General features: G+C 40.2%; 20 protein-coding genes. 11 read left to right on the forward strand and 9 right to left on the reverse strand.

Annotated features, from left to right (window positions below):
• The first annotated feature begins 470 nt into the window (after window positions 1–470).
• A complete protein-coding gene (locus NOS7107_RS26675; protein WP_015116026.1) occupies window positions 471–1,268 on the forward strand; it encodes a Tab2/Atab2 family RNA-binding protein in 798 nt (265 codons plus the stop codon).
• Window positions 1,269–1,469: 201 nt separating this feature from the next.
• Here the strand turns inward: NOS7107_RS26675 and NOS7107_RS26680 are convergent, their stop codons facing one another.
• Window positions 1,470–1,757, reverse strand: a complete 288-nt coding sequence (locus NOS7107_RS26680; RefSeq protein ID WP_015116027.1) for a DUF2470 domain-containing protein — start codon at window positions 1,755–1,757, stop codon at window positions 1,470–1,472.
• Window positions 1,758–1,976: 219 nt separating this feature from the next.
• On the opposite strand from NOS7107_RS26680, the gene NOS7107_RS26685 reads away from it, so the two are divergent.
• The gene (locus tag NOS7107_RS26685; RefSeq protein ID WP_015116028.1) at window positions 1,977–2,735 is read left to right on the forward strand and encodes a metallophosphoesterase family protein; all 759 of its coding nucleotides are present in this window, start codon (window positions 1,977–1,979) and stop codon (window positions 2,733–2,735) included.
• 32 nt (window positions 2,736–2,767) lie between these two features.
• Here NOS7107_RS26685 and NOS7107_RS26690 read toward each other — a convergent pair whose 3' ends face one another.
• Both NOS7107_RS26690 and NOS7107_RS28900 read right to left on the reverse strand, forming a co-directional pair.
• A complete protein-coding gene (locus NOS7107_RS26690; RefSeq protein ID WP_015116029.1) occupies window positions 2,768–3,619 on the reverse strand; it encodes a M48 family metallopeptidase in 852 nt (283 codons plus the stop codon).
• A 62-nt stretch (window positions 3,620–3,681) separates the two neighbouring features.
• Entirely contained in the window at window positions 3,682–3,834 is a 153-nt protein-coding gene (locus NOS7107_RS28900) for a hypothetical protein (RefSeq protein ID WP_157374162.1), read from the reverse strand.
• 113 nt (window positions 3,835–3,947) lie between these two features.
• Between NOS7107_RS28900 and NOS7107_RS26695 the strand changes: the two genes are divergently transcribed.
• Window positions 3,948–4,481 (forward strand): DUF4330 domain-containing protein, encoded by a 534-nt coding sequence (locus NOS7107_RS26695; protein WP_015116030.1) that lies wholly within the window; start codon window positions 3,948–3,950, stop codon window positions 4,479–4,481.
• Between the two features lie 104 nt (window positions 4,482–4,585).
• Here NOS7107_RS26695 and NOS7107_RS26700 read toward each other — a convergent pair whose 3' ends face one another.
• Window positions 4,586–5,494: an alpha/beta fold hydrolase gene (locus NOS7107_RS26700; protein WP_015116031.1), complete on the reverse strand. Its 909-nt coding sequence runs from the start codon at window positions 5,492–5,494 to the stop codon at window positions 4,586–4,588.
• A gap of 458 nt (window positions 5,495–5,952) precedes the next feature.
• Here NOS7107_RS26700 and NOS7107_RS26705 point away from each other — a divergent pair, with 458 nt between their 5' ends.
• Both NOS7107_RS26705 and NOS7107_RS26710 read left to right on the forward strand, forming a co-directional pair.
• On the forward strand, window positions 5,953–6,528 hold the full coding sequence (locus NOS7107_RS26705) for a hypothetical protein (RefSeq protein WP_044501192.1): 576 nt from the start codon (window positions 5,953–5,955) through the stop codon (window positions 6,526–6,528).
• 163 nt (window positions 6,529–6,691) lie between these two features.
• Entirely contained in the window at window positions 6,692–7,471 is a 780-nt protein-coding gene (locus NOS7107_RS26710) for a hypothetical protein (protein WP_044500383.1), read from the forward strand.
• A 33-nt stretch (window positions 7,472–7,504) separates the two neighbouring features.
• Here the strand turns inward: NOS7107_RS26710 and ftsE are convergent, their stop codons facing one another.
• The 3 genes from ftsE to NOS7107_RS28905 form a co-directional block, all read right to left on the reverse strand.
• Entirely contained in the window at window positions 7,505–8,254 is a 750-nt protein-coding gene (gene ftsE, locus NOS7107_RS26715; protein ID WP_015116035.1) for a cell division ATP-binding protein FtsE, read from the reverse strand.
• Between the two features lie 250 nt (window positions 8,255–8,504).
• Entirely contained in the window at window positions 8,505–9,257 is a 753-nt protein-coding gene (locus tag NOS7107_RS26720; RefSeq protein ID WP_015116036.1) for a WecB/TagA/CpsF family glycosyltransferase, read from the reverse strand.
• 124 nt (window positions 9,258–9,381) lie between these two features.
• A complete protein-coding gene (locus NOS7107_RS28905; RefSeq protein ID WP_157374164.1) occupies window positions 9,382–9,570 on the reverse strand; it encodes a hypothetical protein in 189 nt (62 codons plus the stop codon).
• 323 nt (window positions 9,571–9,893) lie between these two features.
• On the opposite strand from NOS7107_RS28905, the gene NOS7107_RS26725 reads away from it, so the two are divergent.
• The 4 genes from NOS7107_RS26725 to NOS7107_RS26740 all read left to right on the forward strand — a co-directional run bounded on the left by NOS7107_RS26725 (window position 9,894) and on the right by NOS7107_RS26740 (window position 14,825).
• Window positions 9,894–10,610, forward strand: a complete 717-nt coding sequence (locus tag NOS7107_RS26725) for a response regulator transcription factor (protein WP_015116037.1) — start codon at window positions 9,894–9,896, stop codon at window positions 10,608–10,610.
• A 187-nt stretch (window positions 10,611–10,797) separates the two neighbouring features.
• Entirely contained in the window at window positions 10,798–12,468 is a 1,671-nt protein-coding gene (locus NOS7107_RS26730; RefSeq protein WP_015116038.1) for a SpoIIE family protein phosphatase, read from the forward strand.
• A gap of 3 nt (window positions 12,469–12,471) precedes the next feature.
• Window positions 12,472–12,897 (forward strand): anti-sigma regulatory factor, encoded by a 426-nt coding sequence (locus NOS7107_RS26735; protein ID WP_015116039.1) that lies wholly within the window; start codon window positions 12,472–12,474, stop codon window positions 12,895–12,897.
• A 314-nt stretch (window positions 12,898–13,211) separates the two neighbouring features.
• On the forward strand, window positions 13,212–14,825 hold the full coding sequence (locus NOS7107_RS26740) for a glycosyltransferase family 39 protein (protein ID WP_015116040.1): 1,614 nt from the start codon (window positions 13,212–13,214) through the stop codon (window positions 14,823–14,825).
• Here the strand turns inward: NOS7107_RS26740 and NOS7107_RS26745 are convergent.
• Window positions 14,809–15,426, reverse strand: a complete 618-nt coding sequence (locus NOS7107_RS26745; RefSeq protein WP_015116041.1) for a TetR/AcrR family transcriptional regulator — start codon at window positions 15,424–15,426, stop codon at window positions 14,809–14,811. The genes NOS7107_RS26740 and NOS7107_RS26745 overlap by 17 nt on opposite strands.
• A gap of 303 nt (window positions 15,427–15,729) precedes the next feature.
• Here NOS7107_RS26745 and NOS7107_RS26750 point away from each other — a divergent pair, with 303 nt between their 5' ends.
• Window positions 15,730–16,926 carry an ABC exporter membrane fusion protein gene (locus NOS7107_RS26750; RefSeq protein ID WP_015116042.1) on the forward strand — a complete coding sequence of 399 codons (1,197 nt, stop codon included), beginning with the start codon at window positions 15,730–15,732 and terminating at the stop codon, window positions 16,924–16,926.
• A gap of 112 nt (window positions 16,927–17,038) precedes the next feature.
• A complete protein-coding gene (devC, locus tag NOS7107_RS26755; protein WP_044500385.1) occupies window positions 17,039–18,211 on the forward strand; it encodes an ABC transporter permease DevC in 1,173 nt (390 codons plus the stop codon).
• On the opposite strand, the gene NOS7107_RS26760 is transcribed toward devC, so the two are convergent.
• The gene (locus NOS7107_RS26760) at window positions 18,208–18,795 is read right to left on the reverse strand and encodes a Uma2 family endonuclease (protein WP_015116044.1); all 588 of its coding nucleotides are present in this window, start codon (window positions 18,793–18,795) and stop codon (window positions 18,208–18,210) included. The genes devC and NOS7107_RS26760 overlap by 4 nt on opposite strands.
• Window positions 18,796–18,982 lie beyond the last annotated feature (187 nt).

The raw sequence follows: 18,982 nt of genomic DNA on the forward strand, positions 1-18,982 counted from the left end.
GGGGTAATTTTGTACCACACCAGAGTTGGAAATACTATGGCTGGGGATTACCTAAGATTTGAGGGGGGAATTGTAGTGAGAATTCAGGAGCTAGACTCCAGGAATCAGGATGTGGGAAAATCAGATATGATTGCTAGATTCCTGAGATTTAACATTTAAAGATGGATATAGCCTGTACGCACACCACAGTAGTATCGATTTAGAAACTAAGCGCAAGCTGATTAATAATTTCGACTGGCGACCTCATATTGGAAAAAATGAATGCAGTTGAAATTGACTCTTGGGAAGAATACCAATTATTCAGGGTTGTCAAGCAAATTAATATACAACCTATGCAGTTCCTGAAAGCAATTAATCCCAGTACAGGGGAAGTGCCTGTTTCTAAAGTACCTCTGCTATTGAGGCTGTGCAGTGGTTAAACAGAAATCGCAAATCAAAATAAAACTAGGATTTCAACACAAAAGTTGGTTATGAAAATTTGGCAAGCTGATTTTTATCGGAGTTCACAACAAGATAAATCTGGACAAGTGTTGTGGGAGTTGTTGATTTGTGATGTAAATCGCAGCTTTGAGTATACAGCAGCCTGTCCCCAGTCAGAGGCAAATTCAAGCTGGGTTATTGAACAAATTCAACAAGCAGCAGGTGAAAAATTACCAAATGTGATTCAAGTTTTTCGGCCGCAGTCGTTAAGTTTAATTGAAACAGCCGGACGCAACTTAGGTATTGTGGTAGAAGCAACCCGCCGGACTTTAGCACTCAAACAGTGGTTACAAGAAAGGCATTCTGCTGTTAGTTTAGAAAAACCTGCACCTTTACCATTACCAGAAAATCTTTGGGGTGAACAGTGGCGCTTGGCAACTTTAGCGGCTGGCGACTTAGAAACGGAATTTAGCGATCGCCCCATTCCCATTTTATCTATGCCAGAATTTCTTACACCCATAAATCTGGGTTTGGCCTCAACAATACCTGTTCCTGGTGTAGTAATTTATGGCGGTAGGCAATCTATGCGTTTGGCACGTTGGTTAGCCACAGCTAAACCTGTAGCTTTAAATTACATAGCTGGTGCGCCCGATGGTTTAATTTTAGAAGCTGGTTTGGTTGATAGATGGGTATTAGCCACTTTTGAAGATGCTGAAGTCACCACCGCTGCCAAAATTTATGAACAGCGTAAACAACAAAGTCGAGGATTACACTTTTTGTTAATTCAACCCGATGATTCTGGGATGACTTACAGCGGCTTTTGGTTATTACAAAGCGAAATTAATTGAATAAGTAATTTTTGGTGGTAATTATTTTTACTTATTGCCATAACCAAGGTAATTAAAACAACTGCACAAGACTTTTAACTCTGTCACCTGTTACCTGTCACCTATCACCTGTAATACCAATTCTCTAAAATGAAGCAACATATTCAAACCCTGAAAACCATGCTATATCTGACTTTCTTAATTACGAATTACGAACTAGTATCACCTATCACCTGTCAGCCGTGCCTGTTTTACCATCGCAATCAAAGTTTGATGGGCATCTTCCGCATCAGCTAAAACATGGTCAAATTGGATACGCACTGGTATCGTTTCTCCATTTAGTTGTGCGCTTAAATCCATACCTTGAGCATCAATTAATAGCATTTGGGCGGCTGTCGCCTCTGTGACATTAGCAAAAGCTTTTGCATATAGTAATACCGCCTCAGCATGATCTTCATTCATGTGGTTGCAGATGCGTGAGCTAATTTCGGGAGAAAATTGTTCAGACATTGGGCAAACGAAATTAAGATAACATCCTAAATTTTAAGCTAATGCAAAGCCAATGTTTAGTGTTAGTGCGTGTTTGCCGATTTAGCGTCTTTGGTACAGACAATAAGACTTCAAATAAAATTTAAATTTACTCAAGTAATATTTATATTTATTTACGGAATAAACACCGCTCATACTGTAGCAAAAATATTAAACTGATTTTATTCCAGTTAAAAGCAGATGAGCGAAACTAGGCAACGGCGAATAGTTATTGGGGATGTGCATGGCCATTATGAAGGCTTGATGACTCTGTTAGAGGCGATCGCACCAACATCAAATGATCAAGTTTATTTTCTCGGCGACTTAATTGATCGCGGCCCCCACAGCTACCATGTAGTTAACTTTGTCAAACAGAATAATTATCCCTGTCTGCTAGGTAACCACGAGCAGATGTTATTGAATATTCTCACCCAAAAAAATGTTCCCCCACCAGCCATGCAGGCTTGGCTATACAGCGGCGGACAAGCAACTCTCAGCAGTTACCAAACATCTACCATTCCCCAAGACCATTTAGATTGGTTTCAAGCGCTGCCCACTTATCTAGATTTGGGTGACATTTGGTTAACTCACGCCGGATTAAACCCTACCATGCCTTTAGCCGAACAAACTGCCGATCAGTTTTGCTGGATTAGGGACGAATTTCACGGGATCGAAAAGCCTTATTTTCCTGATAAGCTCATTATTGTTGGGCATACTATCACTTTTACTTTACCAAACGTAACTCCCGGTAAACTAGCCGAAGGCAAAGGCTGGTTAGATATAGATACGGGAGCCTATCATCCCCGCAGTGGTTGGTTAACGGGATTAGATATTACCAATCAGCTAATTTATCAAGTGAATGTTTTTCAAAATAGTGTGCGTATCTTGCCTTTAGAAGATGGGGTAATTACGGTTGAGCCTTCCCAAATCAAAGCTCGCCGCCATCCGCAGCGAGCATAGTTTTTGGTTGTTGATTGCACAATAAAATAAAATTAGACTAACGGTCGGATATTAGCTCGATAAGCAGCGTTATCTAAGCCATCACGCCTACTACTAGGTTGAGCGTTAATTGCACGTTTGAGATTAGTAATGCGATCGCTTGTAGCCGGGTGTGTACTCAAGAACGTTGGGCCAGAACCACTTTTTAACAGCTTTTGCATAAAGGAGACCATACCTGATTGGGCATAGCCTGCTCTTGTTAAAGTTCTTAAACCTCTTTTATCAGCATCAAACTCATCTTGGCGACTGCGGGGACGGTTGAGCGCTAAGTCTACACCAATAGCCACTGCTTGATTACGGTCTAAGCCTGCGGCTGTAGCCACTCCACTAGCAAGCGCTCTTTGTCGCATTTGCTTAACCAAGTGTTTACCACCTATGTGACCAATTTCATGAGCTATCACACTGGCTAGTTCTGCTTCATTTTCGGCAGTTTTTAGTAAACCTGTGTTGACATAAACAAAACCCCCAGTGGTAGCAAAAGCATTTACAGCGTTGTCTTCTACTACTTGGAACGTAAAGGGAAGATTGGGGCGATCGCTATTGGCGGCTAATTTTTGACCAATGTCTTGCACATAACGATTCACCGCTTCATTTCGATACAGACGAATTTCACTACGTAGCTCATCATTCATCTGTTTGCCCAGTTCTACCTCCTGGCGATCAGATATATTAGACAGTTGAAGTATCTGCGCTCCTTGGAACAACAGTGGTAATAAATCTATAGCCCGACTGGGCGCGGGAGTACTCAGACACAAACTCAGAGCAACTACCACCGAAATTATCGGATATAACCAACTACGTTGCCAGCGACGATAATTGGCCGAAAAACCTTTCCAAGTCATCATAAGCACTTCTGATAATAGTTTTAGGACAAGGGAAAATAATTAAGACAAAATATGAGACGAAATTACAGCTTGTGAAGTTGCATTTTCATCTGATGACTACGGATGCGATCGCCCATATTCTCCCCAGAAGTATTTATCTGAATTAGGCGATAGCAAGTGTGTAAAGGATTGGCAACTTTACGCCGATTTTTCCAACTCGTGATACACTGTCGCAAGACTGCAACGTCCAGCCATTTTCAGCCTTATTTTCAGTCGGAAAATCTACCGTGTCCCAGATCAACTTTGTTGCTACAATCAAATACTTTGTTTGTCTATAGGAAAAGTTTTTATGGCTATTTTTGATTCCAAAGGTCGCTTGTTCGGGAAAATCAATATTCTTGATTTAGGTGCTGCACTCGTAATTATTCTAGTCATAGTGGGCATTTTCATCTTTCCTGGAACCTCTGGTTCTGTAGCTCAAGTTGGTTCAAAAACAGTCCCGATTGAAGTAGATTTGGCAGTACGGGGTTTGAATGTGCGCGACCCTGAACGCTTATTTGACAATGGATTTAAAAAAGGCGGTAAAACTAACGTCATTATCCGCAATCAGCCCTACGGTCAAATTGGCATTAAATCTATTGAAGTGCTAGAGAGAACAATCACCGCTACCCAACCAGATGGTTCAGTTAAGGAAGTCAAAGATCCTAGAAAGAACAATTACAGTACAGATATGCTGTTAACTTTGGAAGGTAAGGCTCAAGTAACAGAAAGTGGCCCAGTTTTAGGTAACAGCAAAGTCAAAATTGGTATGCCTTTTGAGTTAGAAGGCTTTAATTACAACTTCAACGCCACTGTGATTGATGTGCGCGTGCAGAATAAATAAGAAGAGTCAATGGTCAATGGTCAATAGTCCAGAGTCAAAAATCAAAAGTCCATTGACCAATGGATGTAAGCCCCCGGATAAATCCGGGGAATCAATCAAAAATCTCAAATTGTCCGACCATTGACTAAAGTCAAAAACTGGCGAATTAATCCAATAGTGACTGCTGGTAGTTCTAACTGGGGTGTTAATCCTACACCATCTAATTCTTGAAATACGCGAATTGCTTGGAGGTTCATCTGTGCCAAACGACGACCGATGTCGGGGCCGGTAAATTGGGATTTTTGCCCCCAAATAATTGCAGTGGGAGTTGTCAGTTGTTGAATATGCAGTGACAAATCAAAACATAAGTCGCCCCGCACAAAAGATAATGCGGCATATTCGGCATTAGGCTGCTGGGCAGACTGGAGATAAGCTTCAGCAATTTCTTGATAGACTCGATTAGCTTGAGCAAATTGTCTTTGCTCTAAAAAACTGCGAATCCCTGCTTCTGTGGCAATACCAGTACTGTAGAGTAAACGGTCAAGAACTGGCACACTGACCAATTGAGCGAAAAAACTCCGGGAGTAGTCTGTGCCAAAATCAGATAGTCCAGCAGGTGTGGTGAGAATTAGAGACTTAAATAATTCAGGATGAGCGATCGCTACTCGAATTGTCAACGCCGCGGTCAAGGAGGACGCAATCACTGTTACTGGTGCTGTACAAGTTTGCTGCAAAAATTCCCGAATCGTCGTTAAATAATCTTCAATCTGGTAATTCCGCACTGGATGTTCTGATTTACCCCACCCGATTAAATCTGGGGCGAGAATGCGATATTCACTAGCAAAAGCTGGATAAACCTTTGACCACTCATAAGCAGAAGACCCACCGCCAAAACCATGTAGAAATACTAAAGTTTCTGCTTCTGGTTTGGCGATCGCTTTATTTTGCCAAAGTGAGCCAGTAGCAGTGTAATATACCATTCTTCCTAGCGATGTGATGATTGAGCTTTGCTCAAATCCCTGTGGCTGAAACATATATATCTGTCGTTAATTTATGAATAAATCAAGTTATTGAGTGCAACTAACACTCGCTTCACCCCTAACACCCCGTACTTTAATGGGATTTCCTAGAAATTATCTATTGCTATTATTAGCAAACCCTCATTTTTCTACCTCTAGCCTCCGCCAGATTAAGCAGATGTAAAATCACTGGCTTACGTGTAAAGATTCAGTGATTTTTTTGTCTCTCATTTGCCGTGTATTTGCCTGGAAATACTTTAGCTAAAGGCTTTAACCAAGTAGCTTGTATTACTTTAGTCATATAAGGGGCATCAGTTTTTTATGGTAATCTATCAGAAAACTCACGTAAAGTTTTGAGCGTCCAGAATAGTTGAAATACCTAAGATTAACAACGATTCTGCGTTCAGCAAAAACAGCTTTAGATATAATTACTTATCTAAATCGTTCTCTAGGTAATGGTAAGGCGGGGCGTTGTGGTAAAGCAGGCTACTCTTCAATCGGATAAAGCACCAACGTTGGCAGATTTTAAAGATGTACTGGAAAACTGCGATGTGCATATAGCTTCAGCTTGGCGGGGACAGTTAGCAGAAACTCTAGAAACAGCCAAAGTCGGTATCCCTATTTGTGTGTGTTTAAACTTAGAAGATTTAAAATGTTTTGAATCTGTAGAAACTCAGTATGAGCGTTGGGGTGTAATTTTCCGCAATTCGATCGCCATACAACCTTCAAACCCGGCATTTCCCACCCATTCTGGTCAGATAGTATTGATGGGTTCACCAAAAGGCGGATTTCTCGAAGCGAGTTTTGTCAATCCAGTCAACTATGTTAGTGCCTATGTTACTAGTTCGCAACGGCTAGTAATGTCTGCCTATGATGGCGATCGGCAACTTCTCAGCCAAACAGTGCTTCCGGGAGCTAATCTTGCCAATTCTGAATCAGCTGTACCTCCAAACACCTTATTGTCTGTCACAGCTAATAAGATTCACTTTGTGACCTTCTGTGCGTTTGACGGTCAATTTACCATTGACGACTTTCGTTTTTGTCTTTAGTCGGTTCCCTATTCCCTACTTGATGTATGAGGTACAGGTAAGCCACTTAACTCAATAGTTGCCGTATAGACTTATCAATAATCAGTAATTTTGACTTCATCATGTGCCTAATCCCTGGTAAAAGATATATTAGAAAATCTCGTAAACAAATTAGGTAAATACTGTGGCAAAGGCTTCGTTTTCTTTGCAGCAACTAATTAACCAGATACCCAACTGGTCACTTCCAGCATTTTTGCCAGGAAGTCCCAAGCAGCAAAATTTCAAGCCTTTTTCCAGTTCAGGAAGCATTCTTGGCTCCCTGACAATAGTCATTGCGATGCTTTTATGGAACTGGAAACTGCTATTAGCTCTTGTTGTTGGCGTTGGAGTGATGTTAATCTCCTACTCAACCCAACAATGGAACTGGCAAATGCGTTGGGTAGAAATTCAGAAATTTCTCCAAGGGCCAAATCGTCGGTTGGTCTTAGCTGTTAGTAGTGGCGGCCTGGCGACTATTAGCACTTATATGGCAGCGGCTATCTGGGTTGACTCTCACAGCCCTTGGATGGCTACTGGTGCTATTTTGCAGGGTTTGGGAACTTTATTCACGTTAGTTTTGTTGCTTTGGCAAATTCTCAGCCGTCATTCCAATCAAGAACAAGTAATATTTGAGCAGTTGTTACTCAATTTAACTGAACAAGACCCATTGAAGCGATTGATAGCTGTACGCCGCATTACTAAATTTGTCTCTCGTCAGCCAGTTAATGCTGCGCTACAGCCAGAAGTTATCCAATGTTTGCAACTTCTGTTGACTACAGAGGAAGAAAAGATCATTCGAGAGGCAGCTTTTGAGAGTTTACAAACCTTAGATAAGCTACAAAATCTACCATCCAGCACAGCTACGCCTTTACAACCAGTCAAGTTAAAAGTCCAAACCCAAAAGTCTCAAGTTTTGAACTATTAGCCAAATTCTGCTGTAATTTTCAGACTTCAGACTTCATTTCCGATACAGTCTGCCATTACGAACTTGCACCACAGGATGATTGCACCGCCTCACCAGTTGTTCATCGTGGGTGGTCACAATAACTGTAGCCCCAAAAGAATTTAACTTTTGCAGAATTTGGATCACTTGCCAAGAATTATCTGGGTCGAGATTTCCTGTGGGTTCATCTGCTAAAAGTAATGGTGGTGTTCCCACGATCGCCCTTGCAACACTTACCCGTTGTTGCTCTCCCCCCGAAAGCTGATCGGGAAAACAGTCAGCTTTAGAAAGTAAACCCACCAGCTTTAAAGTCGGTTCTAAACGTCGCTGAATTTCCTTGCGCGTGTAACCTTGGGCTTGCAGTACAAATGTCACATTTTCTGCTACCGTTCTTTGGGGAATGAGTTTGTAATCTTGAAAGACAATTCCAATCCTTCGCCGTAACAGTGATAAGCGATCGCCCCGCAAATCTGTGACATTGCAGTCATTGACAATTACTTCTCCCTGAGTCGGTAACTCTTCACCATATAACAGTTTCAACAGTGTTGATTTACCAGAACCGCTTGGCCCCGTAATAAATAAGAATTCTTTCGGCTTAACCTCTAAACTCACATCTAACAATCCATGACAGCCATTGTTATATGTTTTTGTCACAGAGCGTAACTGCACAATGGGAGCATTACTAACGCTTTCCGGTGGAGACTTAATATCTTTTACGGGAATATCTTGATCAGTTTTGACCGGAGTTTTGACAACTGTTCTCATGGGAAAAATGTATACACCTGATTAGAACTAAAAACCTAAAAAATTTCAATTTAAGATTCTCTTAAAAATAATGATTCCCAGGACAGGCCTAGGAATCTCAAGTTTAAGGGCAAAAATTTAATTTTTTGGCAATTTTCAGTACTATCCGCAAGCCCTAATTTGGGATTTGGTATCAATCAAGCAAAAAGTGAAAAGGTAAAAAACTAGATTTCTTTTGATTTTTGCTTTTTGCCTTCCTACTCCCTATTTCCTAGACTGCACTTTTGACGGTTAAACGGTAAACAAACGCTTTGAGTGCAAACTCTGGCAAAGCTAACATCCGTCGCCAACGCCAAGGTTCTTGATATAACCGATAAAGCCATTCCAGATTATTATTACCTAACCAAGCGGGGGCGCGGGTTTTGCTTCCTGACCAAATATCCAAACTACCACCAACACCAATCCAAATTGCTTGGGGACATAAATGGCGATTTTGGGCAATCCATAATTCTTGACGTGGTACTCCCAAACCAACCAAAATTACTTGAGGCTGTAGTTGGGTGAGAGTTTGGTGTAGTTGAGCTTCTTCTTCTGGAGAATGATATCCAGAATGAGTACCAACTATATTTAAATCCGGGGCTTGCTGCTGCCAAAAATCTGCGGCTTTTGTTGCTACTCCTGGTGCGCCGCCGTAAAAAAATACTTTTGCATCTTTTTGCTTTTGTCCAATTTCCCGCAGTAATGTCTCTGATAGTTCAATTCCTGGACAACGCTGAACTTTTTGCCAGAAAAGCCACTGCAAATACAAAACAACACCAGCACCATCAGGTATCACTAACTCAGCATCGTGAATTACCTGGGCTAGTGCGCTGTTTCGTTCTGCTTGCATAGTCATTTCTGCATTCAGCGTCACTACATGAGTACCTCTGCTGTGTTGCAGGCATTCTAGCAACCAGCCTGGATAGTTACTCATGACATGAACTGGTATTCCTAGTACCGAAAATACTTTAGGCGGTTTAGACATAGCCTATTGATTAGCCTCACATCACACCAGATTGTCTCGAACGATAGTTTATCAAATATTTTAATCAGTCGCCTAGGCAATTTTGGGCAAATATTAGTTAGAAAGTCACACCAATAAAAGTTCTTCAGTCCTTTCTCTCAGAGGAGAGTATGCCAGAAAGTTGTGATGTATACCAAGATTTTTTTTGATAAGAATTTCTAATATCTAGACCTTCTGGTATTCTATTGATTTGCGATGTTTCATAGCTAACCTTCATCTGAATGTAATTTTTACTAGCGATCGCATTCCGCTGATCGTAATGAGTAGTTGACAAGTATGAATCTGTCGTAAATCAACCAGTATACTCATAAAAAAGGAGGTTGGCTTTTACATAACCTAAGTAAGTTTGCTTACTAGTCAAAATATCCAACAAAATATAACTAATTGGTTAGATTACTTGTATCTCAGGTATAACCTGACATTTAATATTCAAGGGAATTAATTACCAAATCAGTCAGCAAAACTACTAAATACTAGGTTTACCTAGGCAAAACTTCTATATTTATTTTTTACGAATGTTTTTCAACGACAATCTACCAAGATTTTTGCATTAACTCGGTTTGACAGTTCAGTTAGTTTAACGGGCGGAAGTTGACAATGAATAAAATTCGGATTGTTTTGATCGAAGATCATGACCTCACCCGTGTTGGTATTCGCACAGCACTACAGCAAAAAGAAGAGATTGAAGTGCTAGGCGAAGCTGGCAATGCTGCGGAAGGCTTAAAATTGTTAAAAATCTTACACCCAGATATTGCGATCGTCGATATTGGTTTACCCGATAAAGATGGTATCGCACTTACCAAAGAAATTAAAGCTCTGTCTACAGGAGAAGATGCGACAAAAGTGTTGATTCTAACACTCCGAGATAATAAAGAAGCCGTGCTTGCAGCTTTCGCAGCTGGAGCAGACTCTTACTGTATGAAAGATATCAAATTTGATAATTTACTAGAAGCAGTCAGAGTTACGTACAATGGCAATGCTTGGATTGATCCAGCGATCGCCAGAATTGTGTTACAACAGGCACAACATAATTCCCCTAAACAGGAAACAGTTCCAACAGGCAACAAAAATATCCCCCAAAATCAAGGCTTTGGGGAAAGTGAGGAAATAATTGACCCTTATACCCTGACAGAACGCGAGTTAGAAGTGTTACAGTTAATTGTCGAAGGTTGTAGCAATGCAGTTATAGCTGAACGACTTTATATTACAGTTGGGACTGTAAAAACACATGTCCGTAATATTCTAAATAAGCTATGCGCTGATGACCGTACTCAAGCAGCAGTCAGAGCTTTGCGCTCTGGGTTGGTTGGATGAGGCGATTTCAGGATATAAAAACCCTGAAATATATTGAGGAAGAAGCTAACTTTGAGTGAATTTATCAGTTCAAAGCAGATGATTTCTCTGGATTAGGGCTAGTTTTTTGATTTGTTTGTAGGTTGTCATCAGGTGGGATAAAAATTTTATTATCTCGCCACACAAGTATCGGAAATTAAAGTCAAATATGACTGAGACAGAGGTAGAAAAACTCAAGCTCATGATTGTTGATGATGAGCTAGATAATCTGGATTTACTCTACCGCACTTTTAGGCGAGATTTTCAAGTATTTAAAGCCAATCATGCCCTAAGTGCGCTGGACATATTGGATAAAGAAGGTGAGATGGCCGTGATCATCTCAGATCAAAGAATGCCAGAAATGAATGGCACCGAATTTCTCAGTCGCACGGTAGAACGGTTTCCCGATACGATTAGGATTCTTCTAACTGGTTTTACTGATGTTGAAGATTTGGTGGATGCAATTAACTCCGGTCAAGTTTTCAAATACATCACAAAACCTTGGAATCCTGAACGGCTAAAGTTACTAGTTGAACAAGCTACTGAGACATATCGCTTAGTCAAGCAACGCACCCAAGAGTTGCGTCGTTCTCTGCGACGAGAATCTTTATTTAATGAGGTGACGACAGCAATTCGAGAGTCTCTCGACTATGGCAATATGTTGCAAAAAATTGTCGCCACGATTGGACAAACATTTGATGCAACTTGTTGCTTACTGATACCTGTAGAAGGCGATCGCTTGACTGAAGACAAATTCTCTTATCAAGATGCCAACTCTTCTATATTAAATTTTGCTTTTGACCACAGTCTATTTGAAAAAGTTGTTGAAACTCGTCACTACCAACTTAATCAAGAAACCTTTGACGGCCACCCTTGTAACTATCTGGTAGTACCTCTTACCTATCAGCAGCAATTATTGGCGGTACTGGCTCTTTATCAGGTGGGACGAGATGAACTTTGGCCAGATGAAGATATTAAATTAATTACAGGTGTAGCTGACCAAGCAGCATTAGCCCTCTTCCAAGCAAAACTCTACCAACGCCTGCAAGAAAAACAAGAGCAAATTCGCGCAGAGTTAGAGGTAGCACGCCAAATTCAAAACAACCTGCTGCGGCAAAGTTTACCTGATATCAAAGAGGCGAAGCTACAAGCCTGCTGCTATCCGGCGCGAGAAGTGGGAGGCGATTTTTTTGAAGTATTCGTCCACCCCAAAGGAGATTTATGGTTGGCTGTGGGCGATGTTTCGGGAAAAGGTGTACCTGCGGCTTTATTCATGGCTAGTGCCATTTCTGTATTGCGCCGCGAATTATCTCAAGAAACACCAGCCGAACCCCATGTGATTGTCCAGAATCTTAATCATGCTCTGTGTAATGACTTAATTAGCAATAATTGCTTTATTACTCTTGTGTTAGCTTGTTATACCCCTACCACAGGAGAACTAGTCTACGCCAATGCTGGGCATATTTATCCTCTGCTATGGTCACATCAAGCTACCTCAACTCAAGAACCCAACTATCTTAAAGTCCGCGGCATTCCTCTGGGTATTTTACCTACCTGGCAAGCACAGTCAGGACGATTACATCTCTCTTCTGGAGATACTTTATTGTTAGCTAGTGATGGGATTACTGAAGCAACAGTATCAAATGAGTTACTAAAATGCGAAAAAATAGATGGTAATTTTTCGGCAGGTACTCACTCTATGCTGAATCAAGAAGGCCTTTGGCAACTTCTCCAAACAGAACCACAACCACTTTCCCTCAACCATTTACTAGCTCGCATCCAAGCAAATAATCAAGTTCAAGAAGATGATCAAACTATACTTTCACTAGAGGTTTTATAAGTAATGAAAAGTGAGCTTCATGTACCAAGTGATCTGAATTATTTAAATATCGTCGAAGCCTGGTTGCTGGGATGCTTGAAAGTCAAGCTAGGAGAATCTGTTGATTGGTCTCGTCAATCTAGTCGTTTACGACTGGCTTTGGTAGAAGCCTACTCTAATGTGGTGCGTCATGCCCACAAAGAGCAGCCGAATTTACCAGTATTACTGCGTTTAGAACTCAAAGACCGAGACATTTCCCTAGAAATCTGGGACTATGGTGAAGGCTATGATATGTCTACTTACTTAGCACCCAATCCTGTAGACAAACAAGAAGGGGGTTATGGATGGCTCATTATGAATCGTCTTATGGATAAGGTAGAGTACCAATTACAAGTTAACGGCGCTAATTGTTTAAAATTAGAAGCCACTATTCCAGAATTGGTGAAATAACCCGAAGTAATTATAGGAATCCAGTTTGATGACTGGACATCTGCGTGGAAGCAGTAGGTAAAAAACAACGGGGAACAGCCAAGAAGACAAATGTCTGTTCATCAAGCAAAAATGACGAATCATTGGGACTTTGGATTGCAGACGGCTAATTAAGGCAATTGGTGATATTAAGAAAAGTTAAGTTAAATACTAACTTTTACTAAGTTACTAACTGCCTTGGCTACTGCTATAAATTCAATTAGAATGAATAAAATTATTAATAATGGTGCAAGATATGGGACAACTAAAATTCATATTTTGCTAATTCTTTTGTCATGAAAACTCTATCTATTCAAAATCATCAAAGAGACTTTATCTGGATAAAAATCCTTGTTATTTCTATTATAATTTTAGGAATTTATTTTCGGTTTGCGAATATTGGCCATAAAGTTTATTGGACAGATGAAGTTTACACATCATTATGGCTTTCTGGTCATTCCAGTTCAGAGATTATCGAAAAATTTTATCATGGTGAAATTGTTAATCTTGGTATCTTAAAAGAATATCAACAGATAAATATTACCCAAGGTATCAGTGGTGCAATTACTCGTCTGGCTTTAGAAGACTCTCAGCATCCACCACTATATTACTCTCTTGCTTGGTTTTGGTCAGCTTGGTTTGGTAATTCTGTAGCTGCAATTAGAAGTTTATCTGCCATTATTAGCGTATTTTCTTTAGTCAGTGTATATTTTTTATGTCAAGAATTATTTGAATTACCTTTAACAAAGTGGGTTGCTATTTTACTGATAGCCATCTCGCCGTTTTATGTTTTATATGCTCAGGAGGCTAGAGAATATAGTCTGTGGAAATTGACGATTATAATTTCTAATTATTCATTTTTATTAGCTTTCAGGAAAAAATCATTTTTCAGTTGGTTGATTTATGCAATTACACTCACTCTAAGTTTTTACACATTTTTGTTTTCAATCTTTTTAGCCCTTGGTCATGGCATTTATATATTAAGTATTCATGGGTTCAAAAAAACTCAGTCATTAATTGCTTATTTATTATCTATCACAGCCGCCATTATCGCTTTTATCCCTTGGCTGATAATTATTTATCAAGGTAGAATTGCTGGCAGAATTCAACGATTAGATTGGATAACAGAAGAGACGAGTTTACCTGCTTTAATTGGGAAATGGCTGCTAAATATCACGCGAATTTTTTTAGATTGGGTAATTATTAATGAAAATACATCAACTAAAGCAATAATTTGGTTGATACCATTTACTTTTGCATTGATAGTTTTGATTGGTTATGGATTTTACTATCTCTATCGTTCAATGCCTAAAAGTACTTGGTTATTTATATTAACTTTAACTTTAACAACAGCAACAGCCTTAATTATTCCTGATATTATCTTTGGCGGTAGGCGTTCGGGAGTGGCGAGATATCTAATACCGACATTTTTAGGAATTCAATTAACAATTGCTCATCTTTTAGCTAGTAAGTTAGTCGCGGTTCAAAGCATAAAATGGCAAAATATCTGGAGATTAATTACGATTTTTATCATCTCTATTGGTGTGATATCTTGTGTAATTATCTCTCCGGCTGGGATTTGGTGGAATAAAGGTGCCGCAAATAATTTAAGGTTAGATCAAGTCGCTGCTGTTATCAATCAAAGTCATCATCCTGTAGTAGTCAGTGATGCTAAATTTCCATATATTTTAGGGTTAACTCATATACTTAATTCCGATGTAAATTTTCAGTTGGCGATTCAGCCTCAAGATTTGGTGGTTCAGAAAGCACAAGACAATTTATTTTTGTTTTATCCATCAAGAAAGTTATACAAATATCTGAAGATTAACTATAATTTAGAACCTCTATATCTAGGGAAAAATCCAGTTTTGGGTTTATGGAAATTACAAGCTATTAATCAGCGCAATTGACAATTAGGTGTGTTAAAGCATCGATAATGCGATCGCTCTCCATTGGCATAATATACTTACCGTGCATAATCTCCTGTGTCATCACAAAATGTACTAATGAACCAATGAGTATCCTAGCTGTGGCTTCCGGGTCGGGAATGTTCAATTCCGTGCAAGATGCTAAATATTTACTGATAGTCTCAATTGCAGGTTTGGCAATACTACCAATAAACACTTGTGCTAATTCAGGAAACCGCGCTGACTCTCCCATTAGTAAGCGTTCAAATGCTTGATATTCCTGGTCATTCACCATCTGGTCTAATGCTGTTTTGGCTAACCTCCGCAGCACAATGTAAGGTTCTCCCTGAAGGGGTTGCGTCCCTAAAATTGAATGAAACCGCTTTCTTGCCAGTTTTTCGATTAATGCCCGAAATAAGCCTTCTTTATCTTGAAAATGGCTGTACACCGTGGCTTTAGAAACACTGGCTGCTTCTGCCACTTTATCCATACTCGTAGCAGCATAGCCGTGGGCGAGAAACTCCTGCATTGCCCCTTGGAGAATCTTTTCTACTTTCTCTGTTGAATTTGAACGGTCAATTTCCCCCGCTTTTGGGCGTGCCATTGTTTAATATTCCTTATCTTGTAATCTGTCTTAAGAATTTCTGTAGCTGTAACACTTGAGTCGAAAGCAAGTCTGGCAATGCTCTTAAATAGTAAATACTTTTTGGCGATGGCTTGACTAAACTACTCGGTTTAGTATAATCCTAATTATATAACTATACGGTTTAGTTTTGTATTTCACGCTTCATTGTTCTCTTATAACCGTTGAGCATCTACATCCAAACTGGGTCACGACATTTACCAAAATTCTATTTTTCCCGCATTTGAATCAACCAATCTGGAATGGTTTCAAAGGTATGCTATCGTGCAAAACTCAAAGCTAGGCAGGCCGATATCTCGTCAGTCTATTTTCCGTCCACCCTTTTTTATCGCCACTATTGTATCTTTAACCGTAATTGGCAGTAGTATTTTTACTGGATTAAAATTTCGGGAAGCGGCTAATCAAAGGGCGCAAATTCCAGCAGTACTGTTGCCAGAAATTAAAACAGTCACAGCTTTGGGGCGCATTGAACCAAAGGGAAAAGTCATACAACTCTCAGCTTCGACATCAACTGAAGTTAATCGAGTTGAACAATTATTAATTAATGAAGGGGATAAGGTAAAAGCAGGGCAAATAATTGCCATTTTAGATAATCGCGATCGCTTAGAAGCAGCATTTAAAGAAACACAAGAACAAGTCAAAGTCGCCCAAGCGAATTTAAATCGCACTCAAGTAGGGGCAAAACGTGGAGAAATTGCAGCCCAAACAGCAAAAATTGCCAGTCTAGAAGCAGAACGCCAAGGAAATATTGCTTCTCAAGCGGCAACTGTTGCCCGTTTACAAGCCGAAGTCGAAAACGCTGTCATTGAAAATAATCGTTATCAAGTTCTGTTTAAAGAAGGTGCAATTTCGGTTTCCCAACGAGATAGCAAACGCTTAAATTTAGAAACTGCCCAAAAAACGCTTCAAGAAGCCCAAGCCCAGTTAAAACGCATTCAAACATCTAGTCAGCAACAACTCAAAGAAGCCGCAGCCACATTAGACCAAATTACCGACGTGCCGAAAGTCGATGTTGAAGTTGCCCAAGCCGAAGTGAATCGTGCGATCGCCTCAATGAATCGGGCTAAGGTAAATTTACAACAAGCTTACGTGCGATCGCTCCAAGATGGTCAAGTATTTGAAATCCACACCCAGCCAGGGGAATTAATCGGCAATGATGGCATTGCCGACATTGGACAAACTAGCCAAATGTATGTTGTCGCAGAAGTTTACGAAAGCGATATTGGCAAAGTCAGTCCAGGACAAAAAGTGCAAATAGTCGGTGATTTTTTGCCCATTGAATTGCAAGGAACAGTAGAACGCAAAGGCTTGCAAGTACGGCGACAAAATCTAGTCAATAGTGACCCTCTGAGTAATATTGATAACCGAGTAGTCCAAGTACATATCAAACTAGATCAAGCATCCAGCCAAAAAGCAGCCACTTTGAGTAATTTGCAAGTCAAAGTGGTAATTCAACGTTGATTGCTGTTAGTCAAAGTGGTAATTCAACGTTGATTGCTGTTTGTCATTGGTCATTTGTCCTTTGTTATTGGTCAAAAAATACTATTTCTTCATACTCAGCACTTAATTTATGATGTGGCTTATCAAACAAATACAGCGACGCACACCTTTAGGGTGGCTGCAACTGAGTCATGAAAAAAGTCGGCTGTTAGTAGCATTATCAGGCATTGCCTTTGCTGATGTGCTGATGTTTATGCAGCTTGGCTTTGAGACTGCACTGTATGACAGTAATACAAGACTGCATCGAAGTTTACAAGCAGATATTGTGTTACTCAGTCCTCAAGCCCGAAACCTGCAAAGTATGTCTTCGTTTTCGCGGCGACGCTTGTACCAAGCGATGGATGTTCCTGGGGTAAAGTCAGCCGAACCAATGTATTTTAGTAACAGTATTTGGAAGAATCCGCAAACGCGGCGCGAGACTGGGGTGCTAGTAATTGGGTTTAATCCCAATAAGCCAGCCTTTGATTTACCCGATGTCAACCAACAATTGCAGACGATCGCCTTACCTGATAATGTTCTCTTTGACCGTGGTGCTAGAGGCGATTACCAAAAAGCGATCGCCAAAATTGATCAAGGTAAAATTCTCACCACAGAAATGGAACGACGCACAATTAGAATTAGTGGATTATTCCAAGTTGGTGCGTCTTTTGGGGCGGATGGTAGCCTGATGACTAGTGATCAAAACTTTTTGCGAATCTTTCCTCGACGACAGTCAAGTAGTATCAGTTTGGGTTTAATTAAAATACAACCTGGCTATGATGCAAAACAGGTAGCAATGGCATTGAAATCACACCTGAGAGATGATGTTAAGGTGCTAACTCATGCCGAATTTATTGAATTTGAGAACAACTTTTGGCGAACAAATTCACCCATTGGATTTATTTTTAGTCTGGGTGTCTCAATGGGATTTGTGGTTGGGGTAATTATTGTTTACCAAGTGCTTTCGACTGATGTTAATGCCCATATCAGGGAATATGCCACCTTTAAAGCTATTGGCTATCGCAATTACTATTTACTCAGTGTAGTTTTTGAAGAGGCATTAATTTTAGCACTACTAGGTTTTATCCCCGGTGTAGCCGTATCCTTGGGGCTTTATCAGCTAACCCGCGCCGCGACAAATTTACCAATGTATATGACTTTAATGCGGGGATTACAAGTAATAATTCTCACCTTTATGATGTGTGCAATTTCCGGTGCGATCGCTACTCGTAAACTGCAATCTGCTGACCCTGCGGATATGTTTTAAAATATTTCCGTTAAATCCAAAACAAATCCTGGTAAAACATCCTCTCCCGATAAAGTTTGCGGACTTTGCAAAATTTCAACTTCTTGATTGGGGCGATAAATTTCTACCTGCTGCTGTTGACGATTAATTAACCATCCCAATTTTGCGCCATTATCCATATATTCTCTCATCTTGGCGCGTGTCTTTTCTAGGGAATCACTGGGAGACATTAATTCAACCACAAAATCAGGACATAAAGGCGCAAATCTTTCTTTTTCAGCTTGAGTCAAAGCGTTCCACCGTTCTATTTTCACCCAAGACGCATCAGGAGAACGTTCTGCACCGTTAGGAAGTTTGAATCCAGCCGAAGAGTCAAAAGATTTTCCTAGCTGATTCTGGCGACTCCAAGCTCTTAACTGATAAGTTAAATCGGCATTGTAGTAACCAGTTTCGCTTCCTGTCGGTGGCATAATAATTAATTCCCCTGTAGCTGTGCGCTCAAATCTCAAGTCACGATTATTTTGACAAAGTTGAAAAAACTGCTCATCAGTTAAGTCAATATTTAGTTCGAGGGGAGCAGGTAAACTGACGGTGTTAGTGTTCATATTATCTGTACAAAGAACAGCAATATATAGCAGTTCGATTTGATTTCTGAACTTACTCGTCAAGCTAGGAACATGGAAGCGAAACTGTACTGAGTTTTTTCAAAAATCAAGTAGAAGTCCTATATTTTTCAATTTTAGTATCGTTTGTGCAGCGATCGCCTCACTTGTTACAACAGCGTCACACACC

The sequence above is a fragment of the Nostoc sp. PCC 7107 genome (assembly GCF_000316625.1).
In the GTDB taxonomy this organism is placed as follows: Bacteria; Cyanobacteriota; Cyanobacteriia; order Cyanobacteriales; family Nostocaceae; genus Nostoc_B.